The sequence below is a fragment of the Citrobacter sp. KH_055_1 genome (assembly GCF_057838705.1).
The window spans coordinates 4,113,273-4,134,212 of sequence record NZ_CM174473.1 but is presented as its reverse complement, the minus strand read 5'-3'; the positions used below and the strand labels follow the sequence as shown (position 1 = coordinate 4,134,212).

18 protein-coding genes are annotated in these 20,940 nt (G+C 51.9%); 11 read left to right on the top strand and 7 right to left on the bottom strand.

All coding sequences use genetic code 11. From position 1 onward, the window contains the following. Positions 1–10: 10 nt before the first annotated feature. The 3 genes from AC3ITF_RS19430 to AC3ITF_RS19420 all read left to right on the top strand — a co-directional run bounded on the left by AC3ITF_RS19430 (position 11) and on the right by AC3ITF_RS19420 (position 3,086). Complete coding sequence (locus tag AC3ITF_RS19430; protein ID WP_489175944.1) at positions 11–1,612, top strand: APC family permease; 1,602 nt, start codon at positions 11–13, stop codon at positions 1,610–1,612. A gap of 11 nt (positions 1,613–1,623) precedes the next feature. After that, a complete protein-coding gene (locus tag AC3ITF_RS19425) occupies positions 1,624–2,634 on the top strand; it encodes an Ldh family oxidoreductase (protein WP_146717588.1) in 1,011 nt (336 codons plus the stop codon). Positions 2,635–2,759: 125 nt separating this feature from the next. Further along, positions 2,760–3,086: a DUF1493 family protein gene (locus tag AC3ITF_RS19420; RefSeq protein ID WP_181218798.1), complete on the top strand. Its 327-nt coding sequence runs from the start codon at positions 2,760–2,762 to the stop codon at positions 3,084–3,086. Between the two features lie 129 nt (positions 3,087–3,215). Here AC3ITF_RS19420 and symE read toward each other — a convergent pair whose 3' ends face one another. Further along, positions 3,216–3,578: an endoribonuclease SymE gene (symE, locus tag AC3ITF_RS19415; RefSeq protein ID WP_096758453.1), complete on the bottom strand. Its 363-nt coding sequence runs from the start codon at positions 3,576–3,578 to the stop codon at positions 3,216–3,218. A gap of 780 nt (positions 3,579–4,358) precedes the next feature. On the opposite strand from symE, the gene AC3ITF_RS19410 reads away from it, so the two are divergent. Next, a complete protein-coding gene (locus AC3ITF_RS19410) occupies positions 4,359–5,729 on the top strand; it encodes a tyrosine phenol-lyase (RefSeq protein WP_096758452.1) in 1,371 nt (456 codons plus the stop codon). 189 nt (positions 5,730–5,918) lie between these two features. Continuing rightward, the gene (locus AC3ITF_RS19405; RefSeq protein ID WP_096758451.1) at positions 5,919–7,184 is read left to right on the top strand and encodes an aromatic amino acid transporter; all 1,266 of its coding nucleotides are present in this window, start codon (positions 5,919–5,921) and stop codon (positions 7,182–7,184) included. Positions 7,185–7,656: 472 nt separating this feature from the next. Here the strand turns inward: AC3ITF_RS19405 and AC3ITF_RS19400 are convergent, their stop codons facing one another. Next, entirely contained in the window at positions 7,657–9,210 is a 1,554-nt protein-coding gene (locus AC3ITF_RS19400) for an L-lactate permease (RefSeq protein WP_489175943.1), read from the bottom strand. A 432-nt stretch (positions 9,211–9,642) separates the two neighbouring features. Here AC3ITF_RS19400 and dld point away from each other — a divergent pair, with 432 nt between their 5' ends. The 6 genes from dld to AC3ITF_RS19370 all read left to right on the top strand — a co-directional run bounded on the left by dld (position 9,643) and on the right by AC3ITF_RS19370 (position 16,430). Further along, the gene (dld, locus tag AC3ITF_RS19395) at positions 9,643–11,340 is read left to right on the top strand and encodes a D-lactate dehydrogenase (RefSeq protein ID WP_149385165.1); all 1,698 of its coding nucleotides are present in this window, start codon (positions 9,643–9,645) and stop codon (positions 11,338–11,340) included. A gap of 130 nt (positions 11,341–11,470) precedes the next feature. After that, positions 11,471–12,190 carry a (Fe-S)-binding protein gene (locus AC3ITF_RS19390; RefSeq protein ID WP_064186363.1) on the top strand — a complete coding sequence of 240 codons (720 nt, stop codon included), beginning with the start codon at positions 11,471–11,473 and terminating at the stop codon, positions 12,188–12,190. A gap of 10 nt (positions 12,191–12,200) precedes the next feature. Next, a complete protein-coding gene (locus AC3ITF_RS19385) occupies positions 12,201–13,628 on the top strand; it encodes a LutB/LldF family L-lactate oxidation iron-sulfur protein (protein WP_072663053.1) in 1,428 nt (475 codons plus the stop codon). Next, entirely contained in the window at positions 13,621–14,316 is a 696-nt protein-coding gene (locus tag AC3ITF_RS19380; protein WP_489175942.1) for a LutC/YkgG family protein, read from the top strand. Before AC3ITF_RS19385 ends, AC3ITF_RS19380 begins: the two co-directional genes overlap by 8 nt. Before the next feature lie 715 nt (positions 14,317–15,031). Further along, on the top strand, positions 15,032–15,232 hold the full coding sequence (locus tag AC3ITF_RS19375; protein ID WP_096758446.1) for a hypothetical protein: 201 nt from the start codon (positions 15,032–15,034) through the stop codon (positions 15,230–15,232). 190 nt (positions 15,233–15,422) lie between these two features. Continuing rightward, the gene (locus AC3ITF_RS19370; protein WP_096758445.1) at positions 15,423–16,430 is read left to right on the top strand and encodes a porin; all 1,008 of its coding nucleotides are present in this window, start codon (positions 15,423–15,425) and stop codon (positions 16,428–16,430) included. A 63-nt stretch (positions 16,431–16,493) separates the two neighbouring features. Here the strand turns inward: AC3ITF_RS19370 and AC3ITF_RS19365 are convergent, their stop codons facing one another. The 5 genes from AC3ITF_RS19365 to AC3ITF_RS19345 form a co-directional block, all read right to left on the bottom strand. Next, positions 16,494–16,895 (bottom strand): hypothetical protein, encoded by a 402-nt coding sequence (locus tag AC3ITF_RS19365; RefSeq protein ID WP_115259552.1) that lies wholly within the window; start codon positions 16,893–16,895, stop codon positions 16,494–16,496. A gap of 192 nt (positions 16,896–17,087) precedes the next feature. Continuing rightward, positions 17,088–18,275: an MFS transporter gene (locus AC3ITF_RS19360; RefSeq protein WP_137399038.1), complete on the bottom strand. Its 1,188-nt coding sequence runs from the start codon at positions 18,273–18,275 to the stop codon at positions 17,088–17,090. A gap of 88 nt (positions 18,276–18,363) precedes the next feature. Further along, positions 18,364–18,603: a DUF2164 domain-containing protein gene (locus AC3ITF_RS19355; RefSeq protein WP_115259550.1), complete on the bottom strand. Its 240-nt coding sequence runs from the start codon at positions 18,601–18,603 to the stop codon at positions 18,364–18,366. Positions 18,604–18,612: 9 nt separating this feature from the next. Then, the gene (locus tag AC3ITF_RS19350; RefSeq protein WP_115259549.1) at positions 18,613–19,893 is read right to left on the bottom strand and encodes a DUF445 domain-containing protein; all 1,281 of its coding nucleotides are present in this window, start codon (positions 19,891–19,893) and stop codon (positions 18,613–18,615) included. Positions 19,894–19,968: 75 nt separating this feature from the next. Further along, positions 19,969–20,895 carry a LysR family transcriptional regulator gene (locus AC3ITF_RS19345; protein WP_115259548.1) on the bottom strand — a complete coding sequence of 309 codons (927 nt, stop codon included), beginning with the start codon at positions 20,893–20,895 and terminating at the stop codon, positions 19,969–19,971. Positions 20,896–20,940 lie beyond the last annotated feature (45 nt).

Here is a 20,940-nt window from a genome sequence, read left to right as displayed (position 1 = left end):
GGGCATGACCATGACGATTCACTCTACGCACCAAACACAGTCCCGCGTTGTCGAGGTGGGGAAATTTAAAAAGCAGCTTACGCTAACCGACCTGACGTTTATTGGGCTCGGGGCCATCTTCGGTTCCGGCTGGCTGTTTGCCGCAAGCCATGTCGCATCCATTGCCGGACCTGCGGGCATTGCCTCGTGGGTCATCGGCGGGATTGCCGTTCTGCTGTTGGGGATTGTCTATTGTGAACTGGGCGCTGCGCTGCCTCGCGCCGGGGGGATTATCCGTTATCCGGTCTTTTCCCACGGTGAATTGATGGGATACCTGCTTGGATTTATTACGCTGATTGCGTTCTCAAGCCTCATCTCCATTGAGATTGTTGCCGCACGGCAGTATGCGGCAGCCTGGTTCCCTATGTTGACTCAACCTGGCTCGAGCGACCCAACGCTGCTGGGATGGGTGGTGCAGTTTTTGCTGCTGTGTTTATTCTTCGCGCTGAATTACTACAGTGTAAAAACGTTTGCCCGCTCCAATAACATCATCAGTATTCTGAAGTTTTTGGTACCGCTGGCGGTGGTTGTGACGCTCTTTACCTTTTTCAAACCGGAGAACTTGCACGTTCAGGGCATTGCCCCTTTTGGCATGTCGGGCGTTGAGGCCGCGATTAGCGCCGGTGGGATCATCTTTGCCTACCTGGGGCTGACGCCAATTATTTCGGTGGCGAGTGAAGTAAAGAATCCGCAGCGTACCATTCCGGTGGCGCTGATTTTATCTGTGGTGCTGTCGACGATTATTTACGTGCTGCTGCAGGTGGCGTTTCTTGGCAGTATTCCGACCGATATGCTGGGAGGGGGCTGGGCGGAAATCAGCAAGCAATTCTCGCTGCCGTACCGAGATATCGCCATTACGCTCGGTATGGGCTGGCTGGCGTTTATGGTGGTGTGCGACGCGATTGTCTCCCCAAGTGGTACCGGCAATATCTACATGAACGCCACGCCGCGTGTGATTTATGGCTGGGCCAAAGCGGGCACCTTCTTTAAGGCGTTTACCCACATTGATAAAGAGTCTGGCATTCCGCGTCCGGCGCTGTGGCTGACCTTCGCATTGTCTATCTTCTGGACATTGCCGTTCCCGTCATGGGAACAGTTGATTAGCGTGGTGTCGGCGGCGTTGGTGCTGAGCTACGCCATTGCTCCGGTCACGGCGGCGGGGCTGCGTCGTAATGCGCCGGATTTGCCGCGCCCATTCCGCGTGCGTGCCTTCGGGATCATCGGCCCGGTGTCGTTTGTGATTTCGGCGCTGATTGTATTTTGGTCCGGCTGGGGCACGCTGTCATGGCTGCTGGGGCTGCAGATTGTGATGTTTGTCGTCTATGTGCTGTGCAAGTCAAAAGTGCCGGTGCACACCGTGAGTCTGGCACAACAGGTGAAATCGTCTCTGTGGCTTATCGCCTTCTACGCGCTGATTATGCTCTTCTCCTGGCTGGGCAGTTTTGGCGGCACAGGGGTTATTGGTCATCCGTGGGATACGGTCGTGGTGGCGGTGATGTCGCTGGGGATTTACTACTGGGGCGAGCGAAGCTGTCTGCCGCAGGCTAACTTTACCGGTGATGAAGAAGAGTAAAGGAGTCGGTCATGGAGATGGTAAACCTCTCGTTAACAGAGGCTTATGCGCTGGCATATAAGGTGCTGCGCGGGAACGGATTCAGTGAAGCGCATGCCGCTGTGGTAGCGAAAAACGTTTCCCACGGCGAGCGTGATGGCTGTGCCTCGCATGGTCTGTGGCGGTTGCTGGGGATTGTGGCGACCCTACGTAAAGGGAAGGTGTCACCCGACGCCGAGCCAGTTATCACCGATACCGCGCCGGCCATTGTGAAGGTGGACGCCGGTGGGGCATTTTCCCTGCTGGCGTTCGAGCGCGCGCTTCCGCTGTTGATGGAAAAGGCGCGCCACAGTGGTATTGCAGCACTGGTGATTAACCGCTGCGTGCACTTTTCGGCGCTGTTTGCCGATGTTGAGCCGCTCACGGAGGCTGGGCTGGTGGCGCTGGCGACGACGCCCAGCCATGCATGGGTTGCCCCTGCTGGCGGGACGCAGCCACTTTTTGGCACTAACCCGATAGCGTTTGGCTGGCCGCGTGAAGAAAAACCACCGTTTATCTTTGATATGGCGACCAGTGCAGCGGCACGGGGTGAGATCCAGCTCCATCAACGGGCAGGAAAAGCGGTGCCGGAAGGGTGGGGTATCGATGGTGACGGTCAGGCCACCACCGACGCGCAGGCGATCCTCGACGGTGCGATGCTGACGTTTGGCGGGCATAAAGGGTCAGCTCTGGCGGCGATGGTGGAACTGCTTGCCGGACCGCTAATCGGTGATATGACCAGTGCGGAATCACTGGCGTGGGATAACGGCGCTGGCGGGTTGCCCTATGGTGGTGAGCTGATCCTGGCACTGGATCCTGTCCGCTTCCTGGGGGCGGACGCCCCGCGGCATCTGGCGCGTGCCGAGATGCTCTTTGCCGGGATGCAGCGGCAAGGGGCGCGTTTGCCGGGTGAGCGTCGCTACCATTCCCGTACGCGTACAATTCGAGACGGTGTGGAAATCGCCCATTCACTTTTCAAGGATATATCTGCGTTAGTGAAATAATTATCGCTATAACAGGCGGGATAATGTCCCTCCTGTTATAGGTTTTTTGTCACGTGTTTTTTTTCATACTGTGTTTTGCGCGTAATGTCTCCTTGCCAGGATCTATGCAGAGAGGGAAATCGCGTATGGTGACTGATAACGAGGTATTAGAATTTTTTCGGGGGGAGTTATCTCTCGCGGTAACGTTTACTTTCAAGCCTATCCCGATTGAACTTGATACGCCGCTGCAAGGTTACGCTGAATGGGATGAATTACCGTATGCCATTGAAGATTTTGGAGAGAAATATAACGTTGATGTTTCAGTCATTGATTTCGAAGCCTATTACCCGTGGGAAAGGGAATCGGTCTATCGAAAGTGGTTTACCAAAGAACCCATCAAGCAAGTGTCAAAACCACTTACTGTGCGTATGTTCGCCGAATCAGCCAGAGCAGGTCGCTGGTTATATAATTGATTTTAGTGAGTTTTAAAAATGGCTGTACCCGTTAATTATACCGACGCCAGGAACGAACACCCGCGGCATAATGGAATGATGGCGCAGCCCACTCTAAAAAGGCGCCCGCAGGCGCCTTTAGCAAGACCGTTACCCCTTCGACGCTTTCCCCGCAATTACCGCGATAAACTCCAGCACCTGCTTTTGTTTGCGCGCCGACAGTTTTTCCACTTTGCGCAGCGACGTCATCAGCGCTGACTCTTCGGGTTGGGGCGTTTGGGCGGTGAGCACGATGCAGCCTTCCATCACCCGTACTTTTACGTCGGTGCCGGTGTCGAATCCGGCGGCTTTTAACCACATCCCCTTCATCACGATGGACGGAAAGCGAACGTACTTCACCGGAATACGGCTGTAATCGGGATAACGACTCGCATATCCCACCTTCAAATGGCGGTTATCGGCGGCGTGGACTTCTGGATCAAACGAAACTGCAATACAATGCGTATCAGTCATGGTGGCTATTCTCCGATAATAGTTACTGCGATTAGCGATGCGAGGGTGTTGGTAGCACCTTCGTGTCGCGCTAATAAAACCCCTGTAAATTACGCCAGTAGAATGGGGGAAGTCCAGATGTAAATATAATGAAATAAGCGCGATTAGCGTGCTATTCGGAATAAACAGAACATCTCCCTGCACCAACAAAACCAGTATTATTCAGCGTATAAATTCATTCTCATTCCATCCGTCAAAGACCGATTATTTCCAGAAAATATCATGGCCCTGAGTCGGGCTAAAAATGCGATCTAAATCACTGAAGCAAATAGCAAACTCTGAAACTACACTGGTTTGTACACTTTGGTTTACACTTTTAGTGATATGAATCACAAATATAACCCCGTGAAGTGATCCGACTCTCACAAAATGGCGTGTACTTATTCACCCGTAGATTGTGAGAACAGCGTGGAAAGTTAAGTTTTCAGTATTTCCACTTTCCACAGACACACAACGGCAAACAGCAAATCAATACGCAGAAAAAAACTTGTTGAATATGAACGGGTAAAAAAAAGACGTGTGATTTGCATCACTCACATTTACAGCTTTTTAAATTATTGGCAGTGATTAATGTTGATTGGGCTATTTCCATAATCAATCAAATCTTGCATAGTGCTTCCACATTATTTCACCCCCTGTATCAGGCGGAGAATAGTAATATTTCATCAGCCTCTGTTGATGAACTCGATATGATTTACTTCACATTAATACGTACACGACCACTGTTACTGGAGAAACAACATGAATTATCCGGCAGAACCCTTCCGTATTAAAAGCGTTGAAACTGTATCTATGATCCCGCGTAATGAACGCCTGATAAAAATGCAAGAAGCGGGTTACAATACTTTCCTGTTAAATTCGAAAGATATTTATATTGACCTGCTGACAGACAGCGGCACTAACGCGATGAGCGACAAGCAATGGGCCGGAATGATGATGGGTGATGAAGCGTACGCGGGCAGCGAAAACTTCTATCATCTGGAAAGAACCGTGCAGGAACTGTTTGGCTTTAAACATATTGTTCCGACTCACCAGGGACGCGGTGCAGAAAACCTGTTATCGCAGCTGGCCATTAAGCCGGGGCAATATGTTGCCGGGAATATGTATTTCACCACCACGCGTTATCACCAGGAAAAAAACGGTGCCATCTTCGTGGATATCGTGCGTGACGAAGCACACGATGCTGGTCTGAATATTGCTTTTAAAGGTGATATTGATCTTAAAAAATTACAAAAGCTGATTGATGAAAAAGGCGCAGAGAATATTGCGTATATCTGCCTGGCGGTGACGGTTAACCTCGCGGGCGGGCAGCCGGTCTCGATGGCTAACATGCGTGCGGTGCGCGAGCTGACGGAAGCTCACGGCATTAAAGTGTTCTACGATGCCACCCGCTGCGTAGAAAACGCCTACTTTATCAAAGAGCAAGAGCAGGGCTTTGAGGACAAGAGCATCGCCGCGATCGTCCATGAAATGTTCAGCTATGCCGACGGTTGTACCATGAGTGGTAAAAAAGACTGTCTGGTGAACATCGGCGGCTTCCTGTGCATGAACGACGACGAAATGTTCTCTTCTGCCAAAGAGTTAGTGGTGGTCTATGAAGGCATGCCATCCTACGGCGGTCTGGCCGGACGCGACATGGAAGCGATGGCGATTGGCCTGCGCGAAGCCATGCAGTATGAGTACATCGAGCACCGCGTGAAGCAAGTTCGCTACCTCGGCGACAAGCTGAAAGCTGCCGGTGTGCCGATTGTTGAGCCAGTGGGCGGACACGCGGTATTCCTCGATGCGCGTCGCTTCTGCGAACATCTGACCCAGGACGAGTTCCCGGCGCAGAGCCTGGCAGCCAGCATTTATGTCGAGACCGGCGTGCGCAGTATGGAGCGCGGTATTATCTCTGCGGGCCGTAATAATGCCACCGGTGAGCACCACAGACCAAAACTGGAAACAGTACGCCTGACTATTCCACGCCGCGTGTATACCTATGCACATATGGATGTTGTGGCAGACGGCATCATTAAACTTTACCAGCATAAAGAAGATATTCGCGGGCTGAAGTTTATTTACGAGCCGAAGCAGTTGCGCTTCTTTACCGCACGCTTTGACTATATTTAAATGTTATTCAGGCCCCATCTTGTGATGGGGCTTTTTTGTATTCCTTTTCCATGAACAGGAAGCCTTTGCGGTGCCCGTTACCGCAATATAACGAAAAAATTGCAAACCCTGACTCCGACATTTTTATTATCCGCATGATGTACAAATGACAGCTGTAATTATAACGAATAGTCTACAGGAACATTTATCATGGATATTAATGCCATTGAGCGACAGAGTAGTACCCCCGGACTGATTAGCGGAACCATGTTGGTTATCGCAACCGTCGTGGGCGGTGGAATGTTTTCCCTGCCGATTGCGATGGCCGGCGTATGGTTTCCCGGCGCCTCTGTCATTCTGCTTTTTGTTGCCATCATGATGTTATTAACCGGCCTGATGCTGGTTGAAGTTAACCTGCATTACGGCGCAGGTGCCAGTTTTAATACCTTTACTCAGGATTTATTAGGCCAGAAGTGGAATATCGTGGTCGGTATCGCGTTTGGCTTTGTGTTGTATATTCTGACCTACGCCTATATCTCCGGGTCATCGGCGGTGATGGCGCAAACTGTGTTCAAATACAGCGGCGTGCGCTTTCCGGCGAATGTCTCGGTGGTGATTGTCAGTATGCTGGTCGGGGCGATTGCCTGGTACAGTTCGCTGCTGGTCGGACGCATCACCACTATTTTGATCATCGGTAAGTTTATCGCGTTCTTTGCCACATTCTCCGGGCTGGTCGGCCATATTGAAGTGGCGAAACTGGTCGACAGTGTCGCGGTGGCGATCCCAGGGTCGCAGTACCTGCCGTATATCCTGATGACGCTGCCGTTCTGTATTATCTCATTTGGTTTTCATGGCAACGTGCCGAGCCTGGTCAAACTGTACGGTAAGAGTGGGATCCCGCATATTACGCGTTCGATAATCATCGGCACGCTGTTTGCTCTGCTGCTGTATGTCTTCTGGCTGGGCGTGACGATGGGCAACATCAGCCGTTCGGAATTCCCGCCGATTATCGCTAAAGGCGGCAATATCGACGTGTTTGTCGAGGCCATCAGCGGGCTGTTTACCAGCCGCTATATGGATCTGATCCTGACTTTCTTCGGCAACTTTGCGGTAGCCAGTTCCCTGCTGGCGGCAACCCTCGGCCTGTTTGACTATATCGCTGACTTGTTTCACTTCCCGGATAACGGCGTCGGTCGTCTGAAAACTGCGCTGGTAACCTACTTCCCACCGGCTGCCGTGTGCTTTTTCTTCCCGAATGGTTTTGTTCACGCGATTGGCTATGCCGGTCTGGCCTTCACCATCTGGAGCGTGATCCTGCCACCGTTCCTGGTAAAAGCGGCGCGTAAGCGTTTCCCTACGGCCAGCTACACTGCACCCTGCAATAACACGGTGCTTAACCTGGTGATCGTCTGCGGGGCGGTTGTCTATCTGACGGTGGTGCTGGACGTGTTTGGCCTGCTGCCTACGTTCCGGTAACGGGAGGCGCTATGTTTTTAACATTGCTACGGTTTCAGCATCCGCTGGTTTATCGCTTTGCGTGGCTGCGTTTACGGGTGGTGGTGTTAAGAACGTGCGGAATGCGTAAGAGAAAGGGGTGAGTGTTTTACTCTGCTGTAGCAGCCGGATGCGGCGCTTGCGCCTTATCCGGCCTACAAATGTGCGTGAAACGTAGGCCTGATAAGCGAAGCGCCATCAGGCATAAGTGCCAGGCATTACACGCGGAAGTAGCGTGGTGGGATCAACGCAGAAAAGGCGTCGAACTTCTTCACCATCTTTTTCCAGAACAACATAACAACAATCCTCTCTTTGAAATATCGGCGCTATTTTAGTCAGCGCCGACAAATCGTAAAGCCAGCCGCGGCGTTCTCCTGACCGGGTGGCTGTAAACCTTTTTGTTCACTGTCTTGTCAAACACGCTTGCCAGAATATGGCTGGGGTTGACAATGCGTTACGCCATAAACCAGTAGTAGAAGAGGCCGACCTTTAAGCCGAGGATCACGATGTAGGCGCAGCAGTATTTCATGGTGCCAGACATAATCTGGTTCGCCTGGCCTTCCATTTTGGTGGCGGAAACCGCAATGGCGATGCTCTGTGGGGAGATCATTTTCCCGCCCGTCGCGCCGGAGGTGTTGGCCGCCGCCAGCCAGTTAGGGTCAATATTCAACTTGCTGGCAGCAATGGTTTGCAGTTTACCAAACAGAATATTCGAGTTGGTGTCGCTGCCGGTGACAAACGTACCCAGCGCGCCAATGACCGGGGCGAGAAAGACATACGAGCCGCCGGTCAGGTCAACAATCGACTGAGCCAGCGTGGCGATAATACCGCTGAGATCCATCACCGTGGCCAGCGCAACAATCGCCATAATGGCGACGATCGAATTCTTCAACTGGAAAATGGTTTTGACAAACACTTCCAGCATCCCGCGCGCCGAAGCCCCCTGGATAAAACCGCCGATCAGGGTCGCAAAGATGATCAGCATCCCCGGCGTGGTGACCCACTCGATTTTCAGCGCCAGCGTTTTACCGTCGGCGAGGGTGAAATGCAGCACCGAAGCCAGCTGCGATGCTGCCGCTTTTACCGCCGGGAACAGCGGCGAGCACAGCAGAATAAAGATAAAAATAAACAGGTAGATGGAGCCGACCCGGAACAGCACCTTCGCCGAGCGCGGTGTGGTTTCCCGGGTATGGCTGGTTTCAATGCGCCATTCGGGAGCGGTTTTGCCGTTGCGCAGGCGACCAAGAATGGCGACGGCAAACAGGCTGACCAGGCTGCCGGCAAATGCAGGGAGTTCTGCGCCAAGGTGGATAGCGACAAAATACTGCGGCACCAGCGTGGTAATACCGCAAATTAGTGTGATGAAGAACACGCCGCGAATCGCCTTCAGGCCACCGCCGATAATACAAATAATCACAAACGGCAGCAGAATATTAAACAGCGCCAGCTGCATAATAATGGTTCCGCCGAGGGTGAAAACCGGCAGGTTAACCTGTTCAGCGAGAATTGAAACCGGAATACCCACCGCGCCGAATGCCGTCGGCACGGTATTGGCGACGAGTGAGGCGATGGCCGCTTTGAGCGGATTGAATCCCAGTGCGATCAGGATGCCGATAGGAATGGCAACCGCGGTGCCGTAGCCAGCGGCGGCCTCAAGAAACCCGCCAAAACACCACGAAATAAGCAGTACCTGGATGCGTTTATCTTCACTAATACTGGCGAGAATATCGCGCAGAATATCCAGCGCTTTGGTGGCCTGCATCACGTTATAACTGAATATCGCACCGAGGATCACAATCACAATCGGCCATAACCCTTTGAGGGCACCATAGCCCACGGAGGTTTTCAGATTCTGTAACGGCATATCCCAGAATATCGCCGACAGCGCGATGGTAAAGGCCAGCGTAATCAAGACTGAATAATGAATCGGCATTTTTAATTTTAGTATTAAAAATACCATAAGCAGCAAAGGAGAGAGGGCTAAAACAAACATAATATATTCGTTCATTACTATTCCTGATGGGTTTATTAAACCTTATTTGTATTTATGGCGGGAAACTTACATGGCTGGATAAATAAAATATGCAAACTGAATCGCTTCAGTGGATAAAGTAATTATGATTAATGGTTTTGTAACTATTGTAAGCTTTTAATTGAGAAATAATGCTCTGTAAATATCTTTGGGCGCAAAATGGGTACCTATAAATAGTTATATAATGGTCTATGTAATAATGATAGAGACGGGCGGGTAAGTCGTTTTAAACGGTTTTTTGATTTCTGATAATTGTGGTTTTCAATATAAAAATGTGAGCGAGGCCGAAAGAAATAAACCAGGGTATTGCATGTAAGTAATGATTGGGGGATTATTTTGTTTTGTCATACAAATGAATCTATCGCCATTTTCGATTGCCCTGATATAAGGAGCGGAGAGCCGCCCTCCATGAAAAACACTGATAATAAATCCTTTTTGACTGCACTTACCCAACGGGTTGGCCCCGCCTACGTCCTTACCGATCCGTCCAAAACGGCGCGTTATCGCAAGGGCTTCCGCTCGGGTCAGGGCGAGGCGCTGGCGGTGGTGATCCCCGGCTCTCTGCTTGAACTGTGGCAGGTGCTCAAGGCCTGCGTGGAGGCCGATAAAATCATTCTGATGCAGGCCTCAAATACCGGCCTGACGGAAGGCTCCACGCCGAACGGCAAGGGCTACGATCGCGACATCGTTATCATCAGCACGCTGCGCCTCGACAGTCTGCATGTGCTGGATGAGGGCAAGCAGGTGTTGGCGTATCCGGGCACCACGCTGTATTCGCTGGAGAAGGCGCTGAAGCCGTTTGGCCGCGAGCCGCATTCGGTGATTGGCTCTTCCTGCATTGGTGCGTCGGTGATTGGCGGTATCTGTAATAACTCTGGTGGTGCATTGGTTCAGCGTGGCCCGGCGTACACCGAGATGTCACTGTTTGCCCGCGTGGATGAACAGGGACAGCTACAACTGGTTAATCATCTGGGCATCGAACTGGGCGAGACGCCGGAACAGATCCTCGCCCGCCTGGATAACAACGCGATTGCGCGTGCTGACGTCAGTCATGACGGGCGTCACGCGCACGACCACGACTACGTGACCCGCGTCAGAGACGTTGATGCCGACACCCCGGCGCGCTACAACGCCGACCCGGACCGCCTGTTCGAATCCTCAGGCTGCGCGGGGAAACTGGCGGTGTTTGCCGTGCGTCTGGACACCTTTGAAGCTGAGAAGAATCAGCAGGTGTTCTACATTGGTACCAATCAGACCTCGGTGTTGACGGACATACGCCGCCATATGCTGGCGACGTTTACACACTTACCGGTCGCCGGTGAGTATATGCATCGTGATATCTATGATGTTGCAGAGAAATACAGCAAAGACACCTTCCTGATGATCGACAAACTCGGCACCGACAAAATGCCGTTTTTCTTTAATCTGAAGGGGCGCACGGAGGCCATGCTGGAGAAGGTGAAGATTTTCCGCCCGCACTTTACCGACCGCGCAATGCAGACATTCAGTCATCTTTTCCCGAGCCATCTCCCGCCACGCATGAAAACCTGGCGTGACAACTACGAGCATCATCTGATGCTGAAAATGGCAGGGGACGGCATCGGCGAAGCGCAGGCGTGGTTAACCGAGTACTTTAAAACGGCAGACGGAGATTTCTTTGCTTGTACCCCGGAAGAGGGCAGCAAGGCGTTTCTGCACCGCTTTGCTGCAGCGGGAGCCGCCATTCGCTATCAGGCCGTTCATTCTGATGAGGTTGAGGATATTCTTGCGCTGGATATTGCGCTACGCCGCAATGATACCGAGTGGTATGAACATCTGCCGGCTGAAATTGACAGTCAGCTGGTGCATAAACTTTATTATGGCCACTTTATGTGCCATGTGTTCCATCAGGATTATATCGTTAAAAAAGGCGTTGATGCGCACGCGTTAAAAGAACAGATGCTCGAACTGTTGCGCCAACGCGGGGCGCAATATCCGGCAGAACATAATGTTGGCCACCTTTATAAAGCGCCTGAAAATCTGGCGCGGTTTTATCAGGAAAATGACCCGACCAACAGCATGAACCCGGGCATTGGTAAAACCAGTAAACGTAAAAACTGGGCCTGACGAAAAGACAATAAAACAGTAAAGGTCAGGTATCACCGTTTTATTAATGGCCAGTTTTTATTATTGAATTATTACCGGGCGGCGATGTGTCGCCGGTTTTAAAAGGCAATGAAGCAATGGGGTATTTATTGTGAATGTAAATTTCTTTGTCACCTGTATTGGTGACGCGCTGAAATCACGGATGGCACGCGATTCCGTATTGTTGCTGGAAAAGCTCGGCTGCCGCGTTAATTTCCCCGAGAAGCAGGGGTGCTGCGGTCAGCCCGCCATTAACAGTGGCTATATCAAAGAAGCCATCCCGGGGATGAAAAACATGATCGCTGCGCTGGAGGATAACGACGATCCGATTATCTCTCCGGCAGGTTCGTGCACCTACGCGGTCAAAAGCTACCCGACGTATCTGGCCGATGAACCTGCATGGGCATTGCGCGCCGAAAAGGTTGCCGCGCGTATGCAGGATCTCACCTCTTTTATTGTCAACAAACTGGGCGTCGTGGACGTCGGTGCCAGCCTGCAGGGCAGAGCGGTTTATCACCCTTCATGCAGCCTGACTCGCAAGCTGGGCGTGAGAGAAGAGCCGCTCACGCTGTTGAAAAACGTACGCGGTCTGGAGCTGTTAACCTTTGCCGATCAGGACACCTGCTGCGGATTCGGCGGCACTTTCTCGGTCAAAATGGCCGAAATATCCGGCGAGATGGTGAAAGAGAAAGTCCTGCATCTCATGGATGCGAAACCGGAGTATTTGATTGGTGCCGACGTCAGCTGCCTGCTGAACATTGGCGGCCGACTGCAGCGTGAAGGCCAGCCGGTCAAAGTAATGCATATTGCTGAAGTGCTGATGAGCCGCTGAGGGGAAAGAGATGTCGATAAAAACCAGCGATGTAGAGTTTAAAACGCGCATTCGCCAGCAAATTGACGATCCGATTATGCGCAAAGCCGTGGCGAACGCGCAGGGGCGCATCGGCGCGAACCGGCAAAAAATGGTCGATGAGCTAGGGCACTGGGAAGAATGGCGCGACCGTGCCAGCCAGATCCGCGACCACGTTTTGAGTAACCTCGACGCCTACCTGTATCAACTCTCCGAGAAAGTGACGGAAAACGGCGGTCAGGTGTTTTTCGCAAAGACCAAGGAAGAGGCTACCCGCTACATTTTGCAGGTCGCAAAAGCGAAAAATGCGAAGAAGGTGGTGAAGTCCAAGTCGATGGTGACCGAAGAGATCGGCGTTAACCACGTGCTGCAGGATGCCGGTATTCAGGTGATCGAAACCGATCTGGGCGAATATATTCTCCAGTTAGATCAGGATCCGCCTTCGCATGTGGTGGTCCCGGCTATCCACAAAGATCGCTATCAGATCCGTCGCGTGCTGCATGAGCAGATGGGCTATGACGGTCCGGAAACGCCGGAAGCGATGACCTTGTTCATCCGCCAGAAGATCCGCGAGGATTTCCTCAGCGCTGAAATTGGCATTACCGGCTGTAACTTCGCGGTGGCGGAGACCGGCTCGGTTTGTCTGGTCACCAACGAAGGTAACGCGCGGATGTGTACCACGTTACCGAAAACGCACATTGCGGTGATGGGCATGGAGCGCATCGCGCCGACGTTTGCCGACGTGGACGTGCTGATCACTATGCTGGCACGCAGTGCGGTGGGCGCTCGTCTGACGGGCTATAACACCTGGCTTACCGGGCCGCGCGAGGCGGATAACGTCGACGGGCCGGAAGAGTTTCACCTGGTGATTGTGGATAACGGTCGCTCGCAGGTGCTGGGTTCTGAGTTTCGCGATGTGCTGCGCTGCATCCGCTGTGGAGCCTGTATGAACACCTGCCCGGCGTATCGCCATATTGGCGGGCACGGCTACGGTTCTATTTATCCAGGGCCTATCGGGGCGGTGATCTCTCCGCTGCTCGGCGGCTATAAAGATTTTAAAGACCTGCCTTACGCCTGTTCACTGTGCACGGCCTGCGACAGCGTTTGTCCGGTGCAGATCCCGCTGTCAAAACTGATCCTGCGCCATCGCCGGGTAATGGCCGAGGAAGGGATTACCCCGAAAGCGGAACGTCGGGCGATCAAAATGTTCGCTTATGCCAACAGCCATCCAGGGTTGTGGAAGGTCGGCATGATGGCCGGTGCCCACGCGGCGAGCTGGTTTATCAATGGCGGTAAAACGCCGCTCAAGGTTGGCGCGATTGGCGACTGGATGGAAGCGCGCGATCTTCCTGATGCTGACGGAGAGAGTTTCCGTAGCTGGTTTAAGAAACATCAGGCGCAGGAGAAAAAGAATGGATAACCGTACCGCGTTTTTAAACACCGTTGCCCAGGCGCTGGGCCGTCCGCTGCGGCGGGAACCGCAGGCCGAAGCCGCGCCGGTGAACAACTATGCGAACGAGCGGCTGACCGAACTCAGCCCGCAGCAGCGCTGCGACGCGTTTGTGCAGTTTGCCAGCGAGGTGATGCTGGCGCAGTGCGAACTGACCCATGAGGTGCAGGCCCCTGAGGTGGCGTTACGTCTGTGCCAACAGCTGGGGCAGCAGCCGGTGGTGGTTAGCGGCGACAGTCGGCTGGCAGAATTGGGGATAACCGAGCGTTTGCAGCGAGAGTGTAATGCTGTGGTCTGGGATCCGGTGCGTGGAGCCGAGAATATTGTTCAGGCCGAGCAGGCGAAAGTTGGCGTGGTGTATGCCGAGTATGGCCTGACGGAGTCCGGGGGCGTGGTGCTGTTTTCCGCTCCGGAGCGCGGGCGTTCAATCAGCCTGTTGCCCGAGTCCTCTATTTTCGTGCTGCGTAAAAGCAGCATCCTACCGCGTGTGGCGCAACTGGCGCAGGTTCTGCATCAGAAAGCGCAGGCCGGTGAGCGTATGCCGTCGTGCATTAACATCATCAGTGGGCCCAGCTCAACGGCGGATATTGAGCTTATCAAAGTGGTCGGGGTGCATGGTCCGGTGAAGGCGGTGTATCTGATTATTGAAGATTGTTGAGATTCGTGAATAAGACCGCTCTGGCGTTGTAGCCCAGAGCGGGATGACATTCCGCACTCTGCGGACTCTCCTTTCGCAAGGGATCGCCTGAAAATGGCGTCCTGGTCCGCGCTTTCCTCTGCGGTTTAACGTTCCTGCACCTGTTTTTTCTGCTGATAAAATCGGCGTACAACATTGTTTCCAGTCACCGCAAGTGGCGATTTTTACGCCGTTACGCGGCTGGTAAAATTGATCTAAATCAATTTAAATCGACTTATTTTTAAAAGCGAAAGAATGCAATGTTTACTAAAATTTTACCTTTCCGTGCTTATTTTTCGACAACGCAGGCGACAACGCAGTGAGAATCAACGCGATTTACGCAGCGGATAGCACCGAAAATCAACGCAAAAAGGCATATAAAAACAGGGGTTTTAGGTAAAAGTAGACATTAAACACGTTATGTAACCTATTGGCTGGAATGATGTTTTGATAGCACATTGTTAGCCACGCGGTAGACGTCTTTTTTTTAATCTAATGAGTCACAATGAATGTGCGTAAAGTAAAAATTACACATTATTCTACAATCAAGTTATCTTTCATTTGAAATAGCGTTCCACTTTTAAGTGATTTATTAACAGTTTCATTACTATTGTGCATTTTTTTTGCCGTTGACATGTTTTTACACTGGATGCATATTTCATCGCCATAAGCGTATTATTGCGTTCAGGAGATGACAATGCCTTCTCGAGATTATCCCGATAGTCGAAAAGCCAGAGGTACCCGCTCGAAAGATATGGTTCTTTTAAGTGCGCGTGTCGATACCTCTTTGTGGGAATACGTTCGCACGCTGGCATTTGAAACACGAAAAAGCAAACAAGATATTATTGCTGAAGCATTAATGCTACATCGCTCTATTAATGAGAGTGACTCTCAGTAATACATGCTATCACGCTCTGTCTGGGTTTTATTTATATTCCCAATAATGATATATGCCTTGCTACGTCCTTAATAATTTTACTGGTGTGTTATTTGTTTTCCCCTTGTTCAATAGGGGGCTTTTTTATGTTGGCGCGGCGCCCGCATAACAAAGTTGATAGCAAAATTCACAATTAAAAGTGAGTAAAAAAATGAAAAAGACAGCAGTGGCATTAGCCGTGATGGCATTAGGGGTAACGTCCGTTCATGCAGCGGAAATTTATAACAAAGATGGCAATAAACTGGATTTGTACGGCAAAGTTAAAGCCGTACATACCTGGACTGACGGCACCGACGCCGACGGTACTTATGCGCGTCTGGGTTTTCGTGGTGAGACACAAATTAACGATCAGCTGACCGGTTATGGCCACTTTGAAAGTCAGTTTGATGCCGCTGGAGCAGAAGGTTCTCAGGATGGTATTAAAACACGTCTCGCGTTTGCTGGCCTGGATTACGGTCACGACGTTAGCTTTGACTACGGTCGTAACTACGGTGTCGCTTATGACGTGGGATCTTACACTGACGTTCTTTCAGAGTTCGGCGGTGATTCCTATGAAAATACTGACCGCTTCCTTACTACACGCACTTCTGGCGTTGCAACACTCCGTACCAAAAATCTGTTTGGTGCCGTTGATGGTGTAAACCTGGCGGCGCAATACCAGGGTCAGGATGATACCGATGCAGACCCGGCTAAACAGCACGGCAATGGCTACGGCTTCTCTCTGGGTTATGACAACATCGCGGACTCTGGCGTGTCTGCCATCGCGGCTTACTCTACCAGCGCGGTAACTGCTGAGCAGAAACAGCAGGGCTGGGAAGGTGATAACGCTGAATTCTGGGGTGCGGGCCTGAAGTATGATGCCAATGCTGTCTATGTGGCGACGATGTACGGTGAATCCCACAACCTGATCCAGAATGCCAACAAAGCGCAGCACTTTGAAGCGATGGCGGCCTATGTGTTTGATTTTGGTCTGCGTCCTAACGTGGCTTACGTCCACTCACGTGACACTGACAACACTGACCTGACCGAGTACGTGGCGCTGGGTACCGATTACTACTTCAACAAAAACATCGTGGCCGATGTGGGTTACAAGTTTAACCTGCTCAATGGCCAGGACGGTGACAACGAAGTTGTTGCTGGCCTGACCTACCAGTTCTAAGTTTTTGTTATGTCATGAAAAAGGCGTCTCTAGTCAGACGCCTTTTTTACATTGCTTTTCCTGTCAGACTGGCTGCTGTGGGTTGCCACGCACTTCGCTAAATAACCACTTCCAGATCCCCACTTTTACCCATGCCACCACGCAGAAAATGAGATAAAAAAGGGGTTTATGCGTAATCGAAACGCGCATTACTTCCATCAGATCTACATGTAAATTTCCGGCGATGGCCATATTAATGACGAATATAGAGGCAATGGTACTGGCCAGCAAAATAAGAATCGCTTTGACGGTGCCTATCTCTGGCCACTTTCCGGCAGCCCACTGCCAGAGAAAAATCGTGGTGAGTACAAATATAATAAACAGCCCTGCGGCCCCGAAAAAGCCGAAGTCTTTATAATCCTTCATGGTGCTAAATAAGCTGATGATAATAATTAACCCAAGTATGATTTTTTTAAACCACGACATGTACTGTTCCTGAATATGCTGTTGATGTTGTATGGATATGTCCATTTTTACTCATTTTATGTTTATTCTACAAATGAGTTAAGACGGATTATAAAGTGTCTGGAAAATGAATTATTGGTTATTTGTGGATTATGAAATGTTGACATTTAATTGCGGAGTAATCCGAATTTAAGATTTTTTAGAGGGGGGCACTTATACTTCTTTAGGTGTAAGAGAACGCTGTTTATAGCATTGTACTGCACTAATCAGTGCAGCAAAAAATAGTGCCGCTGCACCACACAGCGTAGCGTTGATAATGGCGACAGCACCGCTTCCCAGCAGGCTGGTTAATAGCGGCCCGAGAATTTGCCCAATGCCGTACGTCAGCGTCACCAGTCCCAATAGGTTAATGTTTCGCGGCACGCTGAGTTGGCGGGCGAGCGGCATCACCAGTGAGGTGGTTCCCATAAAGGTTGCGCCAAAACCGATACTGCTGAGAACCAGCAGGAACAACGAGTCGCTGGCAAGTGTTAACACCACGCAGGCGCTTTGGGTCAGCAGATTGGCGGTCAGGCATTGCAGGACTCCCCAACGTTTCGCCGCCCATAGCCAGCCGAAACACCCCGGAATGATTGCGATGCCAACCAGCGACCACAGGTGTACGGTCAGCAGTGGCGAACCGGCATTTTTCGCCATCAGCGGCAGGTAAGTGGCGACAATGATGTAGCCAAAACCGGCCAGCCCGTAAAGCAACGCCAGCAGCCACCATGACATCGGTTGATGCGCGGATTTTGCTAGTGGTACGGCGGGCAGCACGCGGTCACGAGAGGGGAGCAGCACGACCAGCAGCAGAAGGAGTAAGCCAGAAAGGACTCCGGCACCCAGCCACAGCGTATGCGATGACAGCGCAAAGCGTAAACCAGCGATGACATACTCATTACCGAGAAAAATGCCGGTCCCGACGCCGGAGAACAGGGCCGCAATCACAAACGGATGACGGGTATGCTGCAGAACCACCATCGAACCAAAGATCATCATACCGGCACTGGCGACACCTGCCAGAAAGCGGATCGCCATCATCAGTGCGGGCTGGGTAAAAAATGCCATCGCCAGGATAAGTCCGGTGGTCGCGAGCGCAGAGGCTAATAGCATCGGACGCAGGCGTGAGGGCTGGTGGAACAAACCGAAGGAAAACAGCAGGCTGCCTGCCAGATACCCGGCGTAGTTGGCGCTGGCAATCCACGAGAGTTGGCTAAAGGTAAACTGACCTTCAGTCAGCAGCACCGGCAGCATTGGCGTATACAGAAAGCGGCCAATCCCCATGCCCAGCGTCAAGACCAGCAGGCCAAACAGCGCGATGCGGATGGAATGATGATTTGAACCAGGACTTCCCTGCGGCATGCAGACGCTCACTTCACGCTGTTATGTGGATATTTGTTATATTACATATGCAAATGATAATTTAAAGTTAAATGATGCGAGGTTACCGTCAGAGGATTTTCTTCAGGTCCATTTCTTCCTGGATCCGTTCGCTGTAGGCGATATGGGTGCGGATCGCCTCTTCAATACCGGCGTTGTAAAACGCAGGTCCCAGTTTTTCGATAATAAAATCAATAAAGAACTCGGCATCGAACTGCTCAAGGTCGAGATCGAAGTGGTCGCTGCAATACGTTTCCAGTTCGTTGCGCAGGCGATCGCGCTCCGCGGATGACAGGGTGATTTCAGCCATTTTTTCTCCTTAAAAATTCGGCAGCGTGAGCAGAGACGGTAGTTGCGACAACAGATATAACACCAGCCCGATAGAACCGCCAACCAGCGTGCCGTTGACGCGAATAAACTGCAAATCTTTGCCGATGTTGAGCTCAATTTGTTGCGACATCTCCCGTGCATCCCAGCTTTTGACGGTGTCGCTGATGTGGCGCGTCAGGAAGGTAGCGAACTCCGGTGCGACTTTTTTCGCAGCCTGCTCCAGGTGTTCATTCAGCGACGCACGCAGGGCACCATCGGCAACCAGCGTTTCGCCAAACCACTGTCCGGCGCTGGCAATGCGTTGTTTCACGCGAGAATCATCGGCGTTAATGTCGGTTTTCACCCATTGACGCAGATCCGCCCACAACTCGCCGAGATAGCGGTTAAAGGCTTCGTCCTCTTTCAGGTAGCTTTTGAGGCTTTCTGCACGTGCGGCCATGTCAGGATCGTGTTTGAGCTTATCGATCAGGTTCAACGTGGCGCGATCGAAGGCGTGGCGGATCTGATGCGCCCGATCGTGACTGATGTCATCCAGCAGGGAGTTGACCGCATCAGAGACCAGCTCGGCGCTGTGTTCACCGAGCCATTCGGTTGGCAGGATCTTCGCTTTGAGCGGATGTTCGGTCTCCAGCCAGCGCACAATCTGCTGGGCGATAAACGCCCGCGAACTGTCGCGCTGTAGCAGGGCGATCAGCTGCGTAATCAGCGTGTCGAGCAGCACCTGGTGGCGGTTGTTTTTGGTCATGCTTTCCAGCATTAATGCGCTAGTGCCGGAGAGATCGACCTTGTCGATAGCCTTATGCACCGCGCGTTTGATCAGCCGCTGGATGCGGGCGTCGTCGGTCAGTTCGAGAAATCCGCTCATGATCTGCAGCAGATGCTGGCCGATGCGCCGGGCATTTTCCGGTTGGCTGAACCAGTTGCCAATGAGCAGCGCCGGTTCATGGCGGCGAATCAGCGCCACCAGTGACTGGGTGTCGAGGAATTTTTCCTGCACGAACTGACCCAGGTTTTCGCCGATGCGGTCTTTATTACGCGGGATAATCGCCGTATGGCGCGAGATAAACGGGATCGGTACCCGGCGAAAAAGCGCGACCACGGCGAACCAGTCCGCCAGCGCACCTACCATCGCCGCTTCGGCAATCGCTTTGATCCCGAGCACCCAGAAGTTGGGTGGCAGAAACAACGTGATGACGAAGGTCGCGGCAGCAATCAGCAGCAGAGAGAGCGCCAGTCGCTTGGCGCGTTTGAGTTCAGCAATTTTATTCATAGACTTAAGGATAGAGCCAGACGGGGGGAACGTGCAAAAATTGTGGCACGCCTCCCATTTTTAGACTGAATGATCTTATCCTGGGATCCAGTTGTCCCACGCGGGTAACGGACCGAGTTCCGCCACCAGAAAATCGATAAACGATCGTACCTTCGGATTACTGTACTTGCTGGGAAAATACAGCGCATACAGGGCGTGGGTTTCACAGGTGATGGTGCCGTCGAGCATCAGCGGCGTGACCTCTTCTTTTTGAATATGATCGCCAATCAGATAGGTGGGTAAATACGCCACGCCCTGATCTTCTAACACCGACTTCAATAGCACCAGGCTGCTGTTGGCCTGGATCGGCATATGCAGCTTCAATTGGTGCAAACGATCCTGCTCGTCTGCCACTTTAAGCACTGGCGTGAGGCCGGGGTAAACCAGGCAATCATGATTCACCAAGTCGCTGCGACGCTGGGGCATCCCTTTTTTTGCGAGGTATCCCGGCGACGCGCAGTACGCCCAGCGGATAGGGACCAGTTTACGCATGGCGTAATTCTGCGGCGGCGCGGTGGAGATGCGCAGGGCGATGTCGAAATCGGTTTCGTTCAGATTGACGAAGTTATCGTTGAGATCGATGTACAGATTCACATCCGGGAACTGGGTGCGATATTTATCCACCAGGTTTACCAGTCGCGAATAACCAAAGGCAATGGAACAGGTGATGCGTAATTCGCCCTGCGGGCTGTGGTAATAACCGGAGGTAGTATTCAGCGTTTCATCAAACTCTGTCAGTAGCTTATTGGCGCGGTTAAATAAATATTGCCCGGCATCGGTCAGGGTAATACTGCGGGTGGTGCGTTTAATTAACGTTGTCCCCAGCGTGTCTTCCATCGCCGTCAGGCTTTTGCTCACCGCGGAAGGCGAGACGTTGAGCTGCGCGGCAGCCTCCGATAACCCTCCGCAGTCAACGATTTTGACGAAAAATTCCAAATGCTTGAGTGAAATCGGCGTACCCATAATTTCCTTTAATTCACAAGTGATTTGCAAAAACGGTACGAATAG